The 18,406-nt window shown below is 43.8% G+C and carries 16 protein-coding genes; 12 read left to right on the top strand and 4 right to left on the bottom strand.

Going from position 1 to position 18,406, the window contains the following annotated elements:
- The first annotated feature begins 522 nt into the window (after positions 1 to 522).
- Positions 523 to 2,070: a ribonuclease Y gene (gene rny / locus V144x_RS19130; protein ID WP_144987148.1), complete on the top strand. Its 1,548-nt coding sequence runs from the start codon at positions 523 to 525 to the stop codon at positions 2,068 to 2,070.
- Here the strand turns inward: rny and V144x_RS19125 are convergent.
- Positions 2,067 to 2,690 carry an FMN-binding negative transcriptional regulator gene (locus V144x_RS19125; RefSeq protein WP_144987146.1) on the bottom strand — a complete coding sequence of 208 codons (624 nt, stop codon included), beginning with the start codon at positions 2,688 to 2,690 and terminating at the stop codon, positions 2,067 to 2,069. The two genes, rny and V144x_RS19125, sit on opposite strands and share 4 nt — an antisense overlap.
- Positions 2,691 to 2,923: 233 nt before the next feature.
- On the opposite strand from V144x_RS19125, the gene V144x_RS19120 reads away from it, so the two are divergent.
- Complete coding sequence (locus V144x_RS19120; protein ID WP_144987144.1) at positions 2,924 to 3,289, top strand: cupin domain-containing protein; 366 nt, start codon at positions 2,924 to 2,926, stop codon at positions 3,287 to 3,289.
- Positions 3,290 to 3,352: 63 nt separating this feature from the next.
- Here the strand turns inward: V144x_RS19120 and V144x_RS19115 are convergent, their stop codons facing one another.
- Positions 3,353 to 4,231, bottom strand: a complete 879-nt coding sequence (locus V144x_RS19115) for a MerR family transcriptional regulator (protein WP_144987142.1) — start codon at positions 4,229 to 4,231, stop codon at positions 3,353 to 3,355.
- A gap of 288 nt (positions 4,232 to 4,519) precedes the next feature.
- On the opposite strand from V144x_RS19115, the gene V144x_RS19110 reads away from it, so the two are divergent.
- Genes V144x_RS19110 through V144x_RS19080 form a run of 7 tightly spaced genes read left to right on the top strand, consistent with a single transcriptional unit; the run spans position 4,520 to position 11,143 of the window.
- On the top strand, positions 4,520 to 5,440 hold the full coding sequence (locus tag V144x_RS19110) for a sigma-70 family RNA polymerase sigma factor (protein WP_197998519.1): 921 nt from the start codon (positions 4,520 to 4,522) through the stop codon (positions 5,438 to 5,440).
- Between the two features lie 47 nt (positions 5,441 to 5,487).
- A complete protein-coding gene (locus V144x_RS19105; RefSeq protein ID WP_144987138.1) occupies positions 5,488 to 5,901 on the top strand; it encodes a thiol-disulfide oxidoreductase DCC family protein in 414 nt (137 codons plus the stop codon).
- Complete coding sequence (locus V144x_RS19100; protein ID WP_144987136.1) at positions 5,898 to 7,217, top strand: NAD(P)/FAD-dependent oxidoreductase; 1,320 nt, start codon at positions 5,898 to 5,900, stop codon at positions 7,215 to 7,217. The genes V144x_RS19105 and V144x_RS19100 overlap by 4 nt, the downstream gene beginning before the upstream one ends.
- Entirely contained in the window at positions 7,148 to 7,930 is a 783-nt protein-coding gene (locus V144x_RS19095) for a DUF1365 domain-containing protein (RefSeq protein ID WP_144987134.1), read from the top strand. The genes V144x_RS19100 and V144x_RS19095 overlap by 70 nt, the downstream gene beginning before the upstream one ends.
- A complete protein-coding gene (locus tag V144x_RS19090) occupies positions 7,927 to 9,231 on the top strand; it encodes an SAM-dependent methyltransferase (RefSeq protein WP_144987132.1) in 1,305 nt (434 codons plus the stop codon). The genes V144x_RS19095 and V144x_RS19090 overlap by 4 nt, the downstream gene beginning before the upstream one ends.
- Before the next feature lie 2 nt (positions 9,232 to 9,233).
- Entirely contained in the window at positions 9,234 to 10,028 is a 795-nt protein-coding gene (locus tag V144x_RS19085) for a DUF1295 domain-containing protein (protein ID WP_144987130.1), read from the top strand.
- Positions 10,025 to 11,143, top strand: a complete 1,119-nt coding sequence (locus tag V144x_RS19080) for an SAM-dependent methyltransferase (protein ID WP_144987129.1) — start codon at positions 10,025 to 10,027, stop codon at positions 11,141 to 11,143. The genes V144x_RS19085 and V144x_RS19080 overlap by 4 nt, the downstream gene beginning before the upstream one ends.
- 3 nt (positions 11,144 to 11,146) lie before the next feature.
- Here the strand turns inward: V144x_RS19080 and V144x_RS19075 are convergent, their stop codons facing one another.
- Positions 11,147 to 12,472, bottom strand: coding sequence for a glycosyltransferase (locus V144x_RS19075; protein ID WP_144987127.1), 1,326 nt, complete (start codon positions 12,470 to 12,472; stop codon positions 11,147 to 11,149).
- Between the two features lie 201 nt (positions 12,473 to 12,673).
- Here V144x_RS19075 and V144x_RS19070 point away from each other — a divergent pair, with 201 nt between their 5' ends.
- From V144x_RS19070 to V144x_RS19060, 3 genes are all read left to right on the top strand, one after another.
- Positions 12,674 to 13,444, top strand: a complete 771-nt coding sequence (locus V144x_RS19070; protein WP_144987125.1) for an SDR family NAD(P)-dependent oxidoreductase — start codon at positions 12,674 to 12,676, stop codon at positions 13,442 to 13,444.
- Positions 13,445 to 13,728: 284 nt separating this feature from the next.
- Positions 13,729 to 16,413, top strand: coding sequence for a DUF1592 domain-containing protein (locus V144x_RS19065; protein ID WP_197998518.1), 2,685 nt, complete (start codon positions 13,729 to 13,731; stop codon positions 16,411 to 16,413).
- Positions 16,410 to 17,843, top strand: coding sequence for a DUF1552 domain-containing protein (locus V144x_RS19060; RefSeq protein ID WP_144987121.1), 1,434 nt, complete (start codon positions 16,410 to 16,412; stop codon positions 17,841 to 17,843). The genes V144x_RS19065 and V144x_RS19060 overlap by 4 nt, the downstream gene beginning before the upstream one ends.
- Here V144x_RS19060 and V144x_RS19055 read toward each other — a convergent pair.
- On the bottom strand, positions 17,782 to 18,336 hold the full coding sequence (locus V144x_RS19055) for a DUF6790 family protein (protein ID WP_144987119.1): 555 nt from the start codon (positions 18,334 to 18,336) through the stop codon (positions 17,782 to 17,784). The genes V144x_RS19060 and V144x_RS19055 overlap by 62 nt on opposite strands.
- Positions 18,337 to 18,406: the final 70 nt, after the last annotated feature.

Genomic DNA, 18,406 nt, shown 5'->3' with positions numbered 1-18,406 from the left:
GCAATTTATGTTCTTCTTACTAAATTGGTGAGAGTATTGCCGACGCTGATTCGTTCACGAGAGTCGTCTTCTTTTAAGAGAAGTCACTTTTGGGATGTTGAGTTTATGACTCAACTGAAACAGAAAAATGAGATCATGCGTCGTTTTTTGTCTGGTTTGGGAATTGAGCAGCGGTCTCGTGTGCCAGTAAAGGTACGATCTGACGAATGTCGTTTTAAACGTCGATAACTAGATCAAAATACGGACTATCTGTTTGTTGTATAAGTGTTATCCTGGGCTGCAAAAAATTAAATCATGTCATTGAATTCATTTCTTTAATCAGGCATATTTAATTTCAAAACTCTCTGGCGCTCCTGTCATCCTAAAGAAATTCCTGACAACATGATTTGTGCTGATCTGTTTATTCTCCTTTTGGAGTTCAAATCGAGATGAGTTCAATTTTGTCTCTGTTGTTTGCTAAGGCCATATGGCGGATAACAGGAAAGGGACTTTCACCATAGGCGCATAGGAAGCACCTGGAATATGTTTACTGAAGTTGCTATTGGGGCTGGCCTGGCGTTTATCGTCGGGGCTATCATTGGTTATTTTTTTGATCGAATTCGCCGCGGATCCGCTTACCAATCGTATGCACAGATTCTGAAACAAGCAGAAATCGATTCAGAAAATTTGCTCAAGAGCCAAAAGCTGGAAGCCAAAGAAGAGTTGTTGCAACGTCGAGAAGCTCTTGAAGAAGATGTTAACAAACAACGAGAAGAGCTATGGTCAATTGAAAAGAAACTTAGTAAACGAGAAGCCACTTTAGAGGATCAGCAAGCAGATTTCCTCAAAAAGGAAGGCATGATTCAGGCAACTCAATCTAAACTTGCATCCCGATCCAAGGTGGTTGAAGCCAGAGAACAGGAACTCGAGCGCGCCCTTAAAAGCCAGCAAGAAGAACTGTTTAAAATTAGTGGACTTGATCGCGAGACTGCTTCCAAAATGTTATTGGATCGTTTGGATGGAGATTTGAAGAATGAAACCGGGGCACTCATTCTCAAGCATCAAGCTGAATTAAAACAGACGTGTGATAAAATTGCGCGTGAGACGATTGGGATGGCCGTTCAGCGGTTTGCCTCTGGTCATGTAGCAGAAACAACAGTTTCCACTGTAGAATTGCCAGAAGAAGAAATGAAAGGTCGGATTATCGGTCGCGAGGGTCGCAATATTCGCGCTTTTGAAAAAGCGACTGGCGTTGATGTGATTGTAGACGATACTCCGGGGGTCGTTGTGGTGTCTGCATTTGATAATGTGCGGCGTCAGATTGGTAAAATGTCTCTTCAGAAATTAGTCAACGACGGCCGAATTCATCCTGCTCGTATCGAAGAAGTTGTAGAGGAAACTCAGAAAGAGCTTGAAGAGTATATTCAGACAATGGGACAGAATGCCTGTCAGGAAGTGAATATCTCAGGGGTGAATCCCAAGTTGATCGACTTGTTGGGGAGACTCCATTTTCGTACAAGTTATAGTCAAAATGTGTTAAGGCATTCAATCGAGGTTTCTGCGTTAACTGGTATTATGGCAGAACAACTTGGTCTGGATGGTACGATTGCTCGTCGGTGTGGACTGTTTCATGATGTTGGAAAAGCAGCAGACCATGAGATGGAAGGGGGGCATCCTGCTGTCGGTGCCCAGTTGTTGAAACGATATGGAGAGTCGCAGGAAGTTGTACATGCGGCGGCGGGGCACCATGATGATATCCGCCCTGATTATATCTATACCGTTTTAGTAGCCGCCGCTGATGCGTGTTCTGCTTCACGTCCGGGAGCACGTCGAGATACACTTGAGAAATACGTTCGGCGTTTGGAAGAGTTGGAAACACTCGTTTGTGGATTTCCAGGCGTCGACCATACCTATGCCATTCAAGCGGGTCGAGAAGTACGTGTAATCGTAGATTCAGATCAGGTGAATGATCGTGAAGCAGCAAAAATGTGTAAAGACATCGCAAAGGCGATCGAGGAGACATTAACGTATCCAGGTGAAGTTCGTGTGACAGTCATGCGAGAATCGCGTACAATTGAATACGCACGTTAATCAGATAATTGTGCAAGCATCAGCGAGGCGATGGCTTGAGGGTTGTCGCCACGTTGTTTCTTTAAATGATTGATGACTTTTTTTTGTCGTTCAACAGAGTGGTTCTGGTTGAGTTTGAATTTGCCTTCAATGCGGTCGATCTCAATTGTAAATCCGAAGATCCCTTTCAGTAGCTTGTTGATGAGCGTAGAGTCTACATTTTGTATCGACCATTGAGCAGGTTGAGAGGCTTCAAAAAAGTCAACATATTGCTCAAGAATGCCCTTCAATTCTTTTGGATCTTCAATTTGGGAATAGCGTCCATAAACATGTACGGCGAGATAATTCCAAGTGGGAACCGTATCTGGGTCTTCGTACCAGGTTGGTGAGATATAAGCGTGGGGACCATGGAAAATGGTGAGCACACTCTGGTGCTGTTTCATCTCGGCATGTGGATTCGCTTTTGCAAAATGACCAATTAATCTACCCTGTTTGCCCTGATTGCGATCAAGTAAAACAGGTAAATGGCTGGCAAATGGTTCATTATCCTTTTGGGAAATCAGAGTCGCAAAACTGTGTTGTTCTATAAAATTATGAAGTTCATTCAAATCTGTAATGCTGAAAGCAGATGGCACATACATTATTGAATCTGTCCTCTAGAAGTTCTGGGGTAATAAATGATTTATCATATTGTGGTCAACGCAATTGGCTTTTACCAGTTTCATTTCTACCAAATCGAAGTTCTTAAGTATCGGACAGGTTTTTGAGTCTACAGGTTCAGGGAGCTATCAATTTTTTAACGGTTTCTTTACCTTGGAAGTGATATAATCATTCTTTGAATCGCCTGTCTCTTTTACTAAGGAACTTGATAGATATGCCGTTTATTGACATCAATACAGTAAAACCGTTAGAAGTTCTTCCCGGCTGTAAAATGCGTACTCCCTATGGTGAAAATTTGATGTTGTCTTATCTGGAAATGGATGAGGGGGCAGTTGTGCCTTTGCACGATCATCCCCATGAGCAGGGAGGGATGTTATTGAAAGGCAAATTAGAATTTACTATGGGAGACGAGATACGGATTGTCGAGGCTGGCGCGATGTTTATTATCCCTCCAAATACGCCACACAAAGTCATCGCCATCGATGGGCCAGCTGTTGTTCTGGATGTATTTACCCCAGTTCGCGAAGATTATGCAGAGCTGTATAACAAATATATTCCCGTAACAGATGGGGATTCTTAATTATAGAGGTATCGTTAGTCGGATTCTGATTGAACATCATTGACAGCGCATGATGTTAAGTTACTACTTTGTTGATTTTTCGGTGGCGTTGAGTAGTGTCTGCCCAAATCCTTCTAAATGTTGCATATTATCGCAGAAGGCAGCATATTTAATTTGATGTCGAATTTTCTCATTCAAAGCACGGCCACCGACTACGAAGGCAACGTCCAGTCCAAATTCATCATAGAGCTCTGTGTAACCACGGATAAAATTCGCTTCATCTTTCAAGTGGCTGACACTGAGCCAGATCAACCGGGGTCTCTGTTGTTTAATGGCCGCAGCGAGTGTCTTAAATGGCAGGTTGGAGCCAAGGGAGACTGCATTCCATTTGTTATCGCGAAGAACCAGTTCAACCATTGTTGTAGCAAGAGAATATAAATCACCTTCAACAGTACCGCCAATTGCGATTGGAGCTTCTGGTGGTGGTGGTGGGAGTAGCATGCGTAATTCGTGAAACACACGCACAGTAATTTCACAAGCAAGGCGTTCTTGGTAGATCTCAGCATCGCCGCATTTCCATCGGTCACCGATTGTTTCAAATGCTTTCACGAATACTAAGTCGCAGATAGAACTCATACTGTGTTCTGCAAGATACAGATCAAACACAATTTGGCGGCATTGTTCTTCATCGCCATTCAACAGTGCATCGGTGATTTGTGACGCAGCTCGGTCAATTACACGAACTGTCTGACCTGTTGTTGCCGGTAAACCGAGGACTTCTGGACGAATCAGCTCATATTTACTCGATCTTAAAAAGTCGATTAGCACGGAAAGCAAAATACGACGGTGTCCGCCAGCTGTGTAATGAGTGGAAATCGTGCCCTTATCGCACCATCGTTTAACGGAGGATTCACTCACTTGAATCGCACGCGCAACTTGTTTTGGGGTCAGGAATTCACTCATATCATAATCTCTTTTAGGTTGCTTTTGTGAACGTTATGGATGTATTTGTTTGTTGCTCAATTACTAACATCTTCATAAATTGTAGTATGGTTTTTCTAATTAGCCAGTTTGTTTATTTGATATATAAATTTAAAAAACCTAAATTTATCAACTATTTTTCGGTTTTGAATGATTTTCCAGTTGAAATCAACCGATCCTCGGTTATAAATTCAATTGAACGTTTTGAACGAATTTAATCTAGGGGATAGTGATATGGTATTGTGTTCAGTTGTTTCTGGTGGGCAAAACATGAATTCCACTAAAGATAATTTAAAAGAACGTGTTTTAAAATTATTAGACGTCGAGATTGATTTTGTTTCCAATCGGTCATTTAACAGCCCAGATTTCGAATTGGAAACTCTAAAAGGTCTAAACTTTCCAAAATCAGCTGCGTCCAATTTTTCGATGCAAGACAAACAGTCTCAAAATCTGTCGCCGCATTTAGCACGTCTCTGTGAGGCTGAAGTCCTTTCAGTTGATGAGGAACGAGCACTTTTTCGACGAATGAACTTTCTCAAATTCAAAGCTAATTCTCTTCGGTCACAGCTTGATCCTGATTTCCCGGATCTGGAAAAAATTAATGCCATTGATTTGGCAATGCATGAGTCAGAGAATATTCGTAATTATATTTTTCGCTCTAATATGCGACTTGTTGTATCAATCATCAAAAAGTGTGTTACCCCCTATATTACTTTTGAAGATTTACTGAGTGATGGCATCTGGACATTGATGAAAGCTGTTGACAAGTTTGATTATGATCGTGGTTTTCGTTTTAGTACGTATGCATATCGGGCTATTTCAAACTATGCATATCGGAAGATTGCCGATCGCAAAAAAGAAACGACGCGATTCACCCAGGCACCTCATGATCGTGTGCTAGAGGAGACAAGAGATTCAAAACGCTCCATGATGGGTGAGCAACCTTGGGAAGAAATATCTAGTGTGCTGACAAAAACAATTGATAAATTAGATCAACGTGAGCAGTTCATCGTTCAAGGACGTTTTGCACTTGGAAATTTTCGCAGTATTAAGACATTTCAGAAACTTGCCGATGAACTTGGGATTTCTAAAGAGCGAGTCAGGCAACTTGAGCAACGTGCTGTTGCTAAACTACGTTCGATGGTTGAAGATGCAAAGTACGACATGTTACGTGAATTAGCAGGTTTTTAGTTTTTTCGTTATTAAAACTTCTATGAGTCATGATAGGCTGGATCACTATGAATCATCAATTTGAGATCGAAGCATTTTATGATGGTGCATGCCCTTTATGCCGACGTGAAATAAATATGATTCATCGCCTGGACAAACAAAACAAAATTCTCTTTACCGATATATCTGATTCGAGTCTTGATGTTCATTCTTTAGGAAAGTCTTATGATCAACTGATGAGTGAGATGCATGCACGGTTACCTGATGGAAGATGGATTACAGGAGTTGAAGTGTTTCGCCGGCTCTATACTTCAGTTGGTTTTCGGTACCTTGTATTACCGACCAGATTGCCTGTGATTTCTCAATCCCTGGATTTTATCTATCGTATCTTTGCGAAAAAAAGATTAAGTATGACTGGGCGATGCAACAATGAAAATAGTGCTTGCCAAGCCACTGATCAAAAAAATGAGGTGGAAATTTGAAAATTGCGATCATTGGCGGTGGTATTTCGGGGCTAACTTCCGCCTATGGCTTATATCAGCATCATGAACTGACATTGTTTGAAGCGAATAGTTATATTGGCGGTCATACAAATACAATTGATGTAGAACTTGATGGTGAGCGTCATGCCATTGATACAGGATTCATTGTTTTTAATTACAATACATACCCAAACTTTACACGAATATTGAATGATCTAGATATCGCATCGCAACCCACTTCAATGAGTTTCAGTATGAAGTGTGCTCGAACGGGACTGGAATATCGGGGGGCTGATTTAAATGGCTTGTTCGCCCAAAGACGAAATTTGCTAAGCTTCCGTTTTTATCGACTTTTAAAAGATATTCTACGCTTCAACAAACAATCTCTTTCTATTTTAGCATCGAAAGAGGAATCTCAAACTGTAGGCGAATATCTTACACGTGAACGTTACTCGAAAGAGTTTCTGGAACAATATTTTCTACCCATGGGTTCGGCTATCTGGTCTTGTCCACTCGGAGTTTTTGAAAAATTTCCCATCCGTTTTATTGTCGAGTTTTATCAAAATCACGGTATTTTGGCGATCAGGGATTTACCTCAGTGGAGAGTCATTCGTGGCGGTTCGAAATGTTACGTTGAAGCAATGATAACACGGTTTGCATCCTCGATTCGTACAAATTCTCCGGTTATTTCAGTGATTCGAAACGAAGATTTTGTTGAAATCTGTCCACGCGGCGGTTCACCTGAACGATTTGATCATGTCATTTTTGCGTGTCATAGTGATCAAGCCTTGAATATACTAGGTGAAAATGCAGCACCTGTTGAACGTGAATTACTTTCGGCATTTCCCTACGAAAAAAACGTAGCTCAATTACATACTGATATATCAGTCTTGCCGCGGAATCGGAGAGCGTGGGCATGTTGGAATTATTTTGCACCACCTGGTAGCAATGAGAAAGCGACCGTGACATACAATATGAATTTATTGCAAAATCTGAATTCCAGTAACACTTTTAGCGTGACTCTCAATGGTGAGGATCGTGTGGATCCGAATAAAGTCATTCGTAGGATCAACTATGAACATCCTATTTTTAGTGTCGGACGTGCTGCTGCACAACGACGTCATTCAGAAGTCATCAATCAGCGGCGTACATCATTTTGTGGTGCTTATTGGGGGAATGGTTTTCACGAAGATGGTGTGAATAGTGCATTGACTGTTTGTGATGCGTTAAACGGAACAAGAGAAACATGGAAAGCGGCATCTACGAAGGTTGGGTCCGACACCGGCGATTCGCACCAGTTGAACACAGCTTTCTAAATCGAATATTTTTGATGTATCTGGATCTTGATGAACTCGACAACGTTTTTCGAGGTCGTTTGTTATGGTCAGTGAACAGAACGGCTCTCGCTCGATTCTATCGAAAGGATCACTTAGGCGATCCGCAAAAATCACTCTCTGAATCTGTGCGAGAAATTGTAGTTCAAAACGGCTATCCCAAACCAGAAGGACCGATTCGGTTACTAACTCATTTGCGATATTTTGGCTTTGTGATGAATCCGGTATCTTTTTACTTTTGTTTTGACCGCAATTCTGAACATCTTCAAAATGTTGTGGCTGAAGTCAATAATACACCTTGGGGAGAACAACATTGTTATGTTTTAGATGCGGCTCAATTCACTAAGGGAAGTAACAGGAAACCAATTGAAAAGGAGTTTCATGTCTCACCATTTATGCCGATGGACATGCAATATTACTGGCGGTTGTCTGAGCCTCAAGATACTTTGATGATCAATATTGAAAATCACCAATTGAAACAAAAGAAATTTGACGTAACGATGCAGCTTCAGCGACGTGAAATTACATCAGCAAGTTTGATGCGATCACTGCTTCGTTTTCCATTGATGACTTATTATGTATTTGTCGCAATTTACTGGCAAGCTTTACGTTTGTGGATCAAAAGAGTGCCGTTTTATCCACATCCAAAACATTCGAAATCTACAGAACAAAGCACGAATTCCGCAAAATCATGACAGCACTTAACAACACGATTGACAATCGAAAGCTAGATTCTTCCACACAACTTGGAATAACTAATTCTATTTCTCGTAGTTTTTTGATCAAGCGATTGAAGCGGTTGATTCAGGGACATGTCATTCTCAATGATCGGCAAGAGCAACTCTGCTTTGGTGAGCAAAACGCAAGCTTGCGAGTTGAGGTTACAATTCATAACCCGCGCTTCTACCGACGTGCTGTTTCAGGAGGCGGGCTCGGAATTGCGCAGGCGTTGATCGATGGTGACTGGACTTGCAATGATTTGACGGCGCTCATTCGTATTTTTATTCGAAATTCGGAGGTAACAGATCGGTTTGATGGAGGCCTTGCCTGGTTTCGACAGATGACGGCAAGAACAGGACACTGGTTAAAAAAAAATACTCGATTTGGGGCGACTCGTAACATTCGCGAACATTACGATTTAGGAAATGATTTTTATCGATTGTTTCTTGATGAGACGATGAACTATTCAAGTGGAGTATTTGAATATCCTGAAGATACCATGCAGGATGCTTCGATTGCAAAAATGACACGTGCTTGTCGAAATTTGAATTTGCAACCTGATGACCATCTGGTTGAAATCGGCACAGGTTGGGGAGGCCTCGCGATCTATGCTGCAGAGAATTATGGTTGCCGAGTCACAACGACGACCATTTCACGCGAACAATATGATTTGGCAGTCGAACGAGTAAAAAATGCAGGACTTACAGATCAGGTCTCGGTTTTGCTGCGTGATTATCGCGACTTACAAGGGAAATTTGATAAATTAGTTTCAATAGAAATGATTGAAGCTGTTGGCCATCAATATTTTGATACGTTTTTCCGAAAGTGCAGTAACTTGCTTCGAGATGATGGATTGATGTTGCTGCAGAGTATTGTGATCAAAGATCAGCGTTTCAAGGAGTATTTGAGAAATGTTGATTTTATTCGCAAGTACATTTTTCCAGGCGGTTGCCTCCCATCAGTTTCGGCAATGCTGCAATCCACTACTAAAGTGACTGATATGCGTTTGTTGCAATTGGAAGATATTGCTCCACATTACGCGCAAACATTACGATGCTGGCAGCAACAGTTTAATAATCATTTAGACCAGGTTCGAGATCTAGGGTATTCTGAGTCATTTATTCGGATGTGGAATTACTATTTTAGCTACTGTGAGGCTGCGTTTGAAGAACGTCAATGTAATACCGTTCAAATGTTATTTGCCAAACCAGAAAGTCGCTTCGACTTGGTCAAGCATTCCTTTGAGACAGCTGGTTTCTCCAGACAGGAGACGTGAGCGTGAACCCGTGGTTGATGATACTCATTGGTTGGTTCTCGATGGCGATTGTGATGTCCTTATTATGGGGCTTGCAGCGTCGTACAAATGATGCAGGAATTGTTGATGTTGCCTGGGGAATGGGAGTTGGCTTGCTTGCTCTGTTTTTCACGTGGGGTAGTACAGATGGTGACTTGACGCGAAGAATAATCATCGCAACGCTTTCACTCGTCTGGGCGCTACGTTTGAGTGCGTATATTTTGTGGCGTGTTTTTACCATGCCCGAGGATGGTCGTTATCAGTCTTTGAAAAAAGACTGGGGCACGGTGGCACAATTAAAGCTGTTCTGGTTCTTTCAATTCCAGGCGATCGGCAGCCTTCTGTTTGCATTACCCATGTTAATTGCTGCACGTGGTACATCATCTCTAGGTATTTTTGATCTTCTCGGAATCTGCATCTGGCTTATTGCCATTATTGGCGAACTCATCGCCGATTGGCAACTTGCTCGATTTCGAGCGAAGACTGAAAATCAGGGGCAAGTTTGTCAGGAAGGGCTTTGGAAGTATTCACGGCATCCGAACTATTTTTTTGAATGGCTACATTGGTGGGCTTATGTGTGCCTGGCGGTAACTGCGCCTTGGGGGTGGATCACCATCTTAGGGCCACTATTGATGCTGCATTTCATTCTTAACGTAACTGGAATTCCACCAACCGAAGCACAAGCGTTAAAGAGCCGCGGGGATGCCTATCGAGAGTATCAGAGAACAACGAGCGCGTTCTTTCCCTGGCGACCAAAATTGGAAAAGGTAACAATATGAAAATGGACCGAATCATTAATTTGACTATTGGATTAATCGAAAAAGGTTGGGTTCCAGACCGTTTGATAAGGCAAGCCATTCGCCATTTGTGCAAGAAGCGTCTGAGTTCGCTTGATGCAGGAAGCAACGAAGTCAATGAGTCAAACCAACAAGCCTTTATCGAGTTAGCGAAGCAGAGCCCGATTGCATTGGTACCAGAAAAAGCAAACGAACAACACTACGAAGTTCCCGCAGAGTTCTATGATCTTGTGTTAGGACACCGCCGCAAATACAGTTGTTGCTATTGGCCAGATGGTGTTACTACACTAGACGAAGCAGAAGAAGCGGCCCTTCGAGAGACTTGTGAACATGCACAGCTTGAGGATGGTATGCAGATTCTTGAACTGGGATGTGGGTGGGGTTCACTGTCGCTTTGGATCGTTGAGAACTATCCGCATTGTCGGTTAACGGCAGTATCTAATTCACATTCACAGCGTGTATTTATTGAACAGCAGGCAATTGGAAAGGGGGTTTCCGACCGCTTAACTGTTATTACGGCTGACATGAATGACTTCACGACTTCACAGAAGTTTGATCGTGTCGTGTCTGTCGAAATGTTTGAGCACATGAGGAATTACAAAACGCTTTTAAATCACATTGCTAACTGGTTGACAGATGAAGGCAAGCTCTTCGTGCATATATTTTGTCACCGCAAGTTTGCTTACCCCTTCAATGATGAAAACGCCGATGATTGGATGGCGCGTCATTTCTTCTCAGGTGGCATTATGCCAAGTGATGATTTATTATCCCACTTTGCAGACCACATGCGCGTAGAGAAACAGTGGCGGTGGGATGGTCAACATTATCAGCGCACTTCTGAAGCATGGTTATCAAATCTTGATCGACAAAGTGATCAACTCATGCCAATTCTTACCGCCACCTACGGTGAGCAAGAGGCAAGTCGCTGGCAAATGCGTTGGCGTCTCTTTTTCCTGGCTGTTGCAGAACTATTTGGTTACCTAAATGGTGAAGAGTGGTACGTGTCGCATTATCTGCTGGAACCTGTGCAGAGTCTTGATCAAAATGATAAATTAAAAATGCTGTCTAGATCAGAAAATCAATATTCTGCTATCTAAATTTCATTTCTTGATAGTTTCAAGTGTTCTGGATTTCTGAAGCAATTGTTCCAAAGCATCACAAGCATTTTTAACCCCGTCTTCTTTTCTTATCTCTTCCTGTATTTCTTTAGCCCGGCGTGAATAATCTGGGTTTTCGAGCAGATGCCGCAATTCTGTTATTGCACGAGTTGGAGCGTAGCGATGTTGGGGAATGATGCGTGCAATTCCCAGTCGGGCTGCGCGTTCGGCGTTGTCCGGTTGGTCCCATGCATGAGGAACGATCAGCATGGGACGTCCTGAGTGCATCGTTAGCCCGGTCGTACCGATGCCACCATGGTGGACGATGGCAGCCGCCCTAGGAAAGAGTTCAGAGAAGGGGGCATAATCCATGGCCGTGACTCCATCCGGCAGGGAAGTTGATCGATTTTGAACGTTTTTGCCTACAATAAGTACAGCTCTCTGGTTCAAAAGTTTTGCTGCAGCGGCGCTGTGCTCATAGAACAGACCTGCATTCATCGAGATGGCTGAGCCGAGTGTAAACACGATGGGAGGGGGGCCATCATCCAGAAAACGGGATAGCTTTATTGGCAGTCCGGCTTTGCTATCTTTGTCAAAGAATGGAAAGCCGGTTGTGACGGTTTGTGAGGGCCAGTCAGGTTGTTTGTCGGCCAGTAACTTCGAGAACGGGGCCAGAACCAGATCGGCAGAGTGACTGTCGGCTAGCGGGTTCCCTTCCTTAGTCGGGGGGAGACCGATTTCCGCACGCAATCGATACCAGGGTTTCACCATGAACCGACTTACTCTCTTTCCGAACCAGAATAATGGTTTCCAAAATCCGGGACCAAGGCAACGCAATTTTTTGGAAAGAACCGGGGCGAGAGGAATGATGGGAACATCATAAGTCGAGAAGAATCCCAAGGGGATATGCACGACAGAAGCCCACGGGATACCAGTCTTTTCAGCAACAAGTCTGGCTGAATAGGTAGCTAACATAGACACCAACAGGTCTGCACCATCTGTTGCAGCCAATATATCTTCGTAAGACTCTCGTAACTCCGGGATCAACCATTCTCGACCAACCCGGATAAAACCCATTCGCAGGTCGCTACGTCTCCGCATCATTTCAGGATCATTTACCCAGTCAGAGTTTGGGTGGATGGCTCGAAATTCCATACCCAGTTGCTCGATTTTATTCTGGTAACACTTGCTCGTTGCAAAAACCACTTGATGACCTCGAGCTTGCAAACCACGGGCAATGGCAATATAGGGGTGCAGATCACCTAACGAGCCGATCGTGGTGATGACGATTCTTTTTTTTGCGGTGGTGTTTTGCTGTTTCTTTTGCATGATCTGCTATGCGTACTGCCTTTGTCTCGAAGGCAAATAAGAATTAAGACTTTTTTCAGTATAGCACATTCGAAACGCGATTTAAAAAAAAGAAAGTGTGCTCTTTATTGAAAAGTCGAGAGAAGTATTTGTAGCATCAGATGTTGATACTCCCCATTTAATAAATGGGTTTTATAGTTTGTCGACCTGAGGAGAGATCAGATGAATGATAGTATGAGTCGGTTTTCAGTGAAGGGTAAGACGGCTTTGGTCACAGGTGCTTCCAGAGGAATTGGTGCAGAAATTGCAATGAATCTAGCTCAGGCGGGGGCAGAAGTGTTGATTACCGCAAGGCACCACGATGACCTTATACAGGTGTGTGAAAAAATTCGTTCTATTGGCAGTAGGTGTGAGGCAATCGAAGCTGACCTTATCTCTATAAATGGAGTAGAAGAAGTTGCTCAGAAGGCGTTTGAGTTTTTTTCGACGATAGATATTCTGGTAAATAATGCTGGTACAATCGAAGTTGCCCCCTTTTGGGAAACCACGGTTGAAGATTGGGATCAGATGCAGGCAGTCAATCTACGTGCTCCGTTCATTCTTTCCAAAATATTAAGTGAACCGATGCGAGCACAAAAACAGGGAAAGATCATCAATATCTCTTCTGTCGCGGGCATTGCAGCACTCGCCGGTCATGCTGCCTACAGTGCTTCCAAGGGAGGATTGAATCAGTTGACGAAGGTCATGGCGGCAGAACTCGGGCCGTTTAATATTCAATGTAATGCTGTTGCACCAACTGTGATCCTGACTGAATTAGGGCAGAAAGTATGGGGATCACCAGAGAAAGGGGAGCCCATGAAAGATAAAATTCCCTTGCATCGTTTCGGTAAGCCGCTGGAAGTTGCAGATTTGGTACTCTACCTGGCAAGTCCGGCTTCCGATATGATGACAGGGCAGGTGATCGCTCTCGATGGTGGTTATACCGCTTTATAAATGTTACTAAGAATGGGCTCTCATGCATTCATAAATTGTGAGCTTTCTTAATTCTTCTGGTATGTGAAGTCCAAGATTGATAAATTGGAAACATGCATTTACGATACGAATATGTTGCCTATGCTTTAGGTTTGTTGACAAGTCATGCGAGGATTTCTTCCTCATATTAAAAAATGATGCTAAGGATCAGATTCTGCGAATTCGCACTGAACGACTAAATGTGGCTTTCTCGCCATCATATTTACCATAATATTGGCTGTAATTTCGATAGGGAGACGACCTCTGTGAAAGTGAATCGTTATACGAAAAAGAGGAAACGAGCTTCTCTTCTTAGTCAAGTTATTTTTTTCTCCCTACTGCTCACTTTATTTTCGTCCTTTGGATCTCTCGAAGCGGCTGTCCCCCGCGTCGCGCGTGGCTTACAAGTGTTGTACACATTTGATGCCGCGCAGGGTGATATCATCCAGGACCGGTCTGGTGTGGGGCAAGCCTTAAATTTGAAGATAGAGAAACCATCCGCAATTCAATGGCGGAACGGGGTACTCGTTGTTCGCTCACCGACTATAATCAAGCCGTTTGTTCCGGCAAAGAAAATTATCAATGCTGTTAAACGCTCGAACAGTCTCACTGTAGAAGCATGGGTAAAACCAGCTAATGATCAGCAGAAAGGGCCGGCACGAATTGTTTCAATTTCTTCAAATTCGAGCCAGCGAAATATGACGCTTGGCCAAGAAGCAAAAAAGTTTGATGTGAGGTTGAGAACAACGTCGACAAGTACGAATGGTCTTCCTTCAACGGCTACATCAAATAACTCGGTAAAATCTGCTTTAATGCATGTGGTTTTTACACGCGATGTAACTGGTACTGCGCGAATTTATATTAATGGTAAACAACGAGCTAATAAAAAAGTTCCCGGTAAACTTAAGAACTGGAGTAAGGACTTTCCATTGGTCCTGGCTAATGAGAATTCAGGCGATCGTCCCTGGCTGGGAGAATTTCATTTAGTAGCCGTTTTTAGTCGCGCACTAACCACCAATGAAATCAATCAAAACTATCGAGCTGGAACCAATGTGAAAACTGGAAGCAAGCAGACGAAGGAAGAACTGGCTGCCGCACGTGCACGTCATATGTTTGAGACACGGATTGCTCCTTTACTCGCGCGAAATTGTTTAGACTGTCATGATTCCATAACTAAGAAAGGACGATTAGATTTATCACAGAAAGCTGCAGCACTGGCCGGTGGTGAAAGTGGTAAGGTGATTGTGCCAGGCAAGGCCAGTGAAAGTTTATTGTGGGAACAAGTCAAATCCGGTGATATGCCACCAGAGGGAAAGCCGTTATCAACTCAAGAAATAGCGTCATTAAAAGAGTGGATTAACAATGGGGCAATCTGGTCAAGTGATGTGATTGATCCTGCAGTCTACGCACATGACAGTCGTGCTGGCGATGTTTGGGTTCAACGACTTACAAATTCCGAATATATTGAAACGGTTCGTCGTGCCGTGGGAGTCGATATTTCAAAGGAAGCACATGAGATGCTTCCACCGGATTTGAGGGCAGATGGCTTCAGTAACACTGCTTACAATCTTAACGTTGATCTTAAGCACGTAGAGATTTATGCGCGTCTTGCTGAAATTATTGTCAAGCGAATGGACGTGATGAAGTTTGCAACCCGATTTTCCAAAAGCCGAAAGCTGTCTACCGATGCGACGATGCGCGAGTTTGTGGGTAGTATGGGGAAATGGCTTTTCCGTGGTCCTTTGGATGATCGAGAAGTCACAACCTATAGCGGAATCGCAACGACGGTTGCCAGTGCTGGCGGAGATTATAAAGAAGCAGTCAGTTATATAGTCGAAGCTATGTTACAATCTCCTCGTTTTATTTATCGTATCGAAAACCAGCGTGGTGATGGAACTGCCTGGCCGGTTGGCGAATATGAACTCGCGTCGCGCATGAGTTACATTATCTGGGGTGGGCCTCCGGACGAGGAATTAATCCGAGCTGCCGATGCTGGTGAGCTTCACGATCCTCAAAACGTCGACAAACAAGTAAGCCGTATGCTTCAGAATCCACGTGCAGTGGAACGATCATTGCAATTCGTCTCGGAATGGTTGAATCTGGACAGATTGAGTAATTTGAGGCCCGACCGTAAGAAATTTCCGAAGTGGAACAATGGGCTCGCTGACGACATGCGGGAAGAAACGTTGGCGTTCTTCAAAGAAATCGTCTGGCAAGAGAAACGGCCGCTTGCAGATCTGTTGAATGCACAAGTAACTTATGTGACACCACAACTGGCAGCGCATTACGGACTCAAACCAAAAGGCACTGGATTGGTTCGTTATGATTTGACAGCAATTCCCGCGCGTGGGGGACTACTCACGCAAGGAAGTGTCTTGACCGTGGGGGGAGATGAAGCTTCTATGGTGACTCGTGGTTTATTTATTTTACAAGATATTTTGCGTGGTACGGTGAAAGATCCACCTCCAGGACTCGATACGACTCCTGTGCCCTCAAAGCCGGGACTGTCTCAACGTCACATTGCGGAGCAACGAATCGCGAATGCTTCATGTGCTGGATGTCATGTGAAATTCGAACCACTGGCATTTGGTCTCGAAAAATTCGATGGTCTTGGTTCGTTTCACAACAAGGACGAGCACGGAAATCAATTGCGCGATGATGGTGAAATTCTCTTTCCTGGTACAGCGAAACCGGTTTCTTATCAATCCAGTGCTGAGTTGATGAATCTGCTTGCAGGAAATCCAAGAGTTCAGCAATCAATTACCTGGAAAGTCACTCAATTCGCACTTGGTCGCCCACTTGTTGCAGCGGATGCGCGTATCATCGATCAAATTCATAGAACTGCTCAGAAAAATGGCGGAACATATTCGAGCTTGATCACCGCTATTGTCATGAGTGATTTGGTTCAGCTGACACGAACAGAAGCAATTTCATCGGAGGTTCACGAATGACAAAACAAAAGATCAATCGACGTACCATGCTCAAAAGTGTGGGAACTGCTACTGTGGGATTACCACTGCTTGAGGAGATGCTGGTTTCATCGACACATGCTGCTAAAAATCAAACGAAAGAAGTGCCCGTCAGAGCATTCAACGTATTTTTTGGTCTCGGCATACCCGCTCCGCTACAAACTGAAGGTTTTGAGGGAGTTTTGGAACCTTTGAAACCATTAAGTAATAAACTGCTCATCATGCGAAATGTAGACCAGGTTCGTTGTGACGAGAAAGGAATCAACGCGCACTACGATGGTGCTTCTGGTGCATTCACTGCAGAACCACCAGACGGCGAAGCCAAATCGGGTGGACCTTCAATTGATCAGGTCATTCGAAAAGCGCATTATCCCAAGGGTTTGCCGCCCGGAATGGTTTCAACACTGATCGGTGGTACGTTTTTCAGGCGGAGTCGTGTGGGGCGATACGTTCATAGCTACAATCAGGATTGCACAGTTGCCGCTACTATGCAGGAAAGACCACGCGATCTTTTTGATCGCGTTTTTGGTTCTATTTCTGTAGGCGGTGATGGTACTGACGTACGTCGCAAACGAATTAAACGAAGTGTATTGGATTCGGTAGTTGATGATTACAAATTTTATACGGGTGTGAATTCCCCATTAGGCTCTGCTTCGAAAGCACGCGTTGCTGATCATCTTGATCGAATTCGCGAGTTTGAACAGCGTGCCTTTGCATTAAAGAAAAAAAATCCCAATGCCCCCCAACTACCACCACGTTCAAAAATTTTACATGGTGGACCTGCTGATCCCGGCGGCATGGGAGTCGATATTACTCTCGAAGAACTCACCACCGAATGGCGTTTGATGGCCGATTTGTACGCTCTGGCAATTCAAATGGATCGCGTTCGCTTTGGTGCATTGACATTTCTGGCTGCTGGAGAGCGCATCCGTTTGACAGGCGATTACGAGTATAACGGTAAAAAACTCTGGAAGTTTGACGATGCCCGTCAACAGAACGCTTCGGGTGACAAAGGGTGTAGCCATGAATGGTGGCATAAGTTCAACGAAAAGAAGAAGAATGAAGCATTGCGCGCTCACGCTCATATGAAAATGCGAGAGGTAGCCTACTTTCTGCAACGGCTCAACGATAAAGATTCGATCGAAGCAAACGGACAGACGATACTTGAAAATTCTCTAATCACGATTTCCACTGAATCAGGCGATGGTCGTCACAACGATGTCAAACGTGAACTGTCCGGGGTCTTCCATGCGATCACAGGAGCAAATGGTCGTTTTAAAACGGGGCAGATCATGGACGTCGGTGCTGAAGGGCTTGATGTGTACAATTCCATGCTTGCTGGAATGGGAGTTAAAGATCGGCTCGGTCCCTCAAAGCGGAAGATGAGTCCTGTCGATTCGATTCGAGTGTAAATCGATAATGCAACCATAATAACACAAAACTTATCATAGGTATGAAAATATCTGTATAAAAAATGACGCCAGCGTTTCCTGATGCATAATTCTGAGTCATCATCATCTGGTACACGTGTCCTCCGGCGGCCCCCAGTAGAAACAGTGCTGGCCCCACTACGGCAGCAAGACGTAAGCCAAAGCTCCCTCGAAATGCCAGAAAGCCGACGACAGCATATCCCAGGCTGGCTGTACCGACTTCAAACTGAAACGGGCTTTGTTCCCAACCAATGAACCGAGCTGCTGTCTCACCAAAGAAAGAATGCATTACGAAGTTATAGAAGAAGGAGAAGCCAATTGAGAACAAGAGAAAATAGGAAAACAGCGCTTCGACAACAGCCGATGCTGTTATCGGACGTGGTTGCCGTAAGAGTGAGATGACAGATGCAATCAATCCCAGCATCAAGAAGCTGAGCGTAAAATTTTCGAACAGAAAAGGGATAAGAGTACTCACTGATTGTCCCTGATGTTAATTACTCTTTATGTCGTTGCAAATAATTTCCAGCTGTTGCCATCATTCTAGC

The sequence above is a fragment of the Gimesia aquarii genome, from assembly GCF_007748195.1.
GTDB classification, from domain to species: Bacteria; Planctomycetota; Planctomycetia; order Planctomycetales; family Planctomycetaceae; genus Gimesia; species Gimesia aquarii.
The sequence above is the reverse complement of the archived record's forward strand: the minus strand, read 5'-3'. Positions and strand labels throughout refer to the sequence as shown.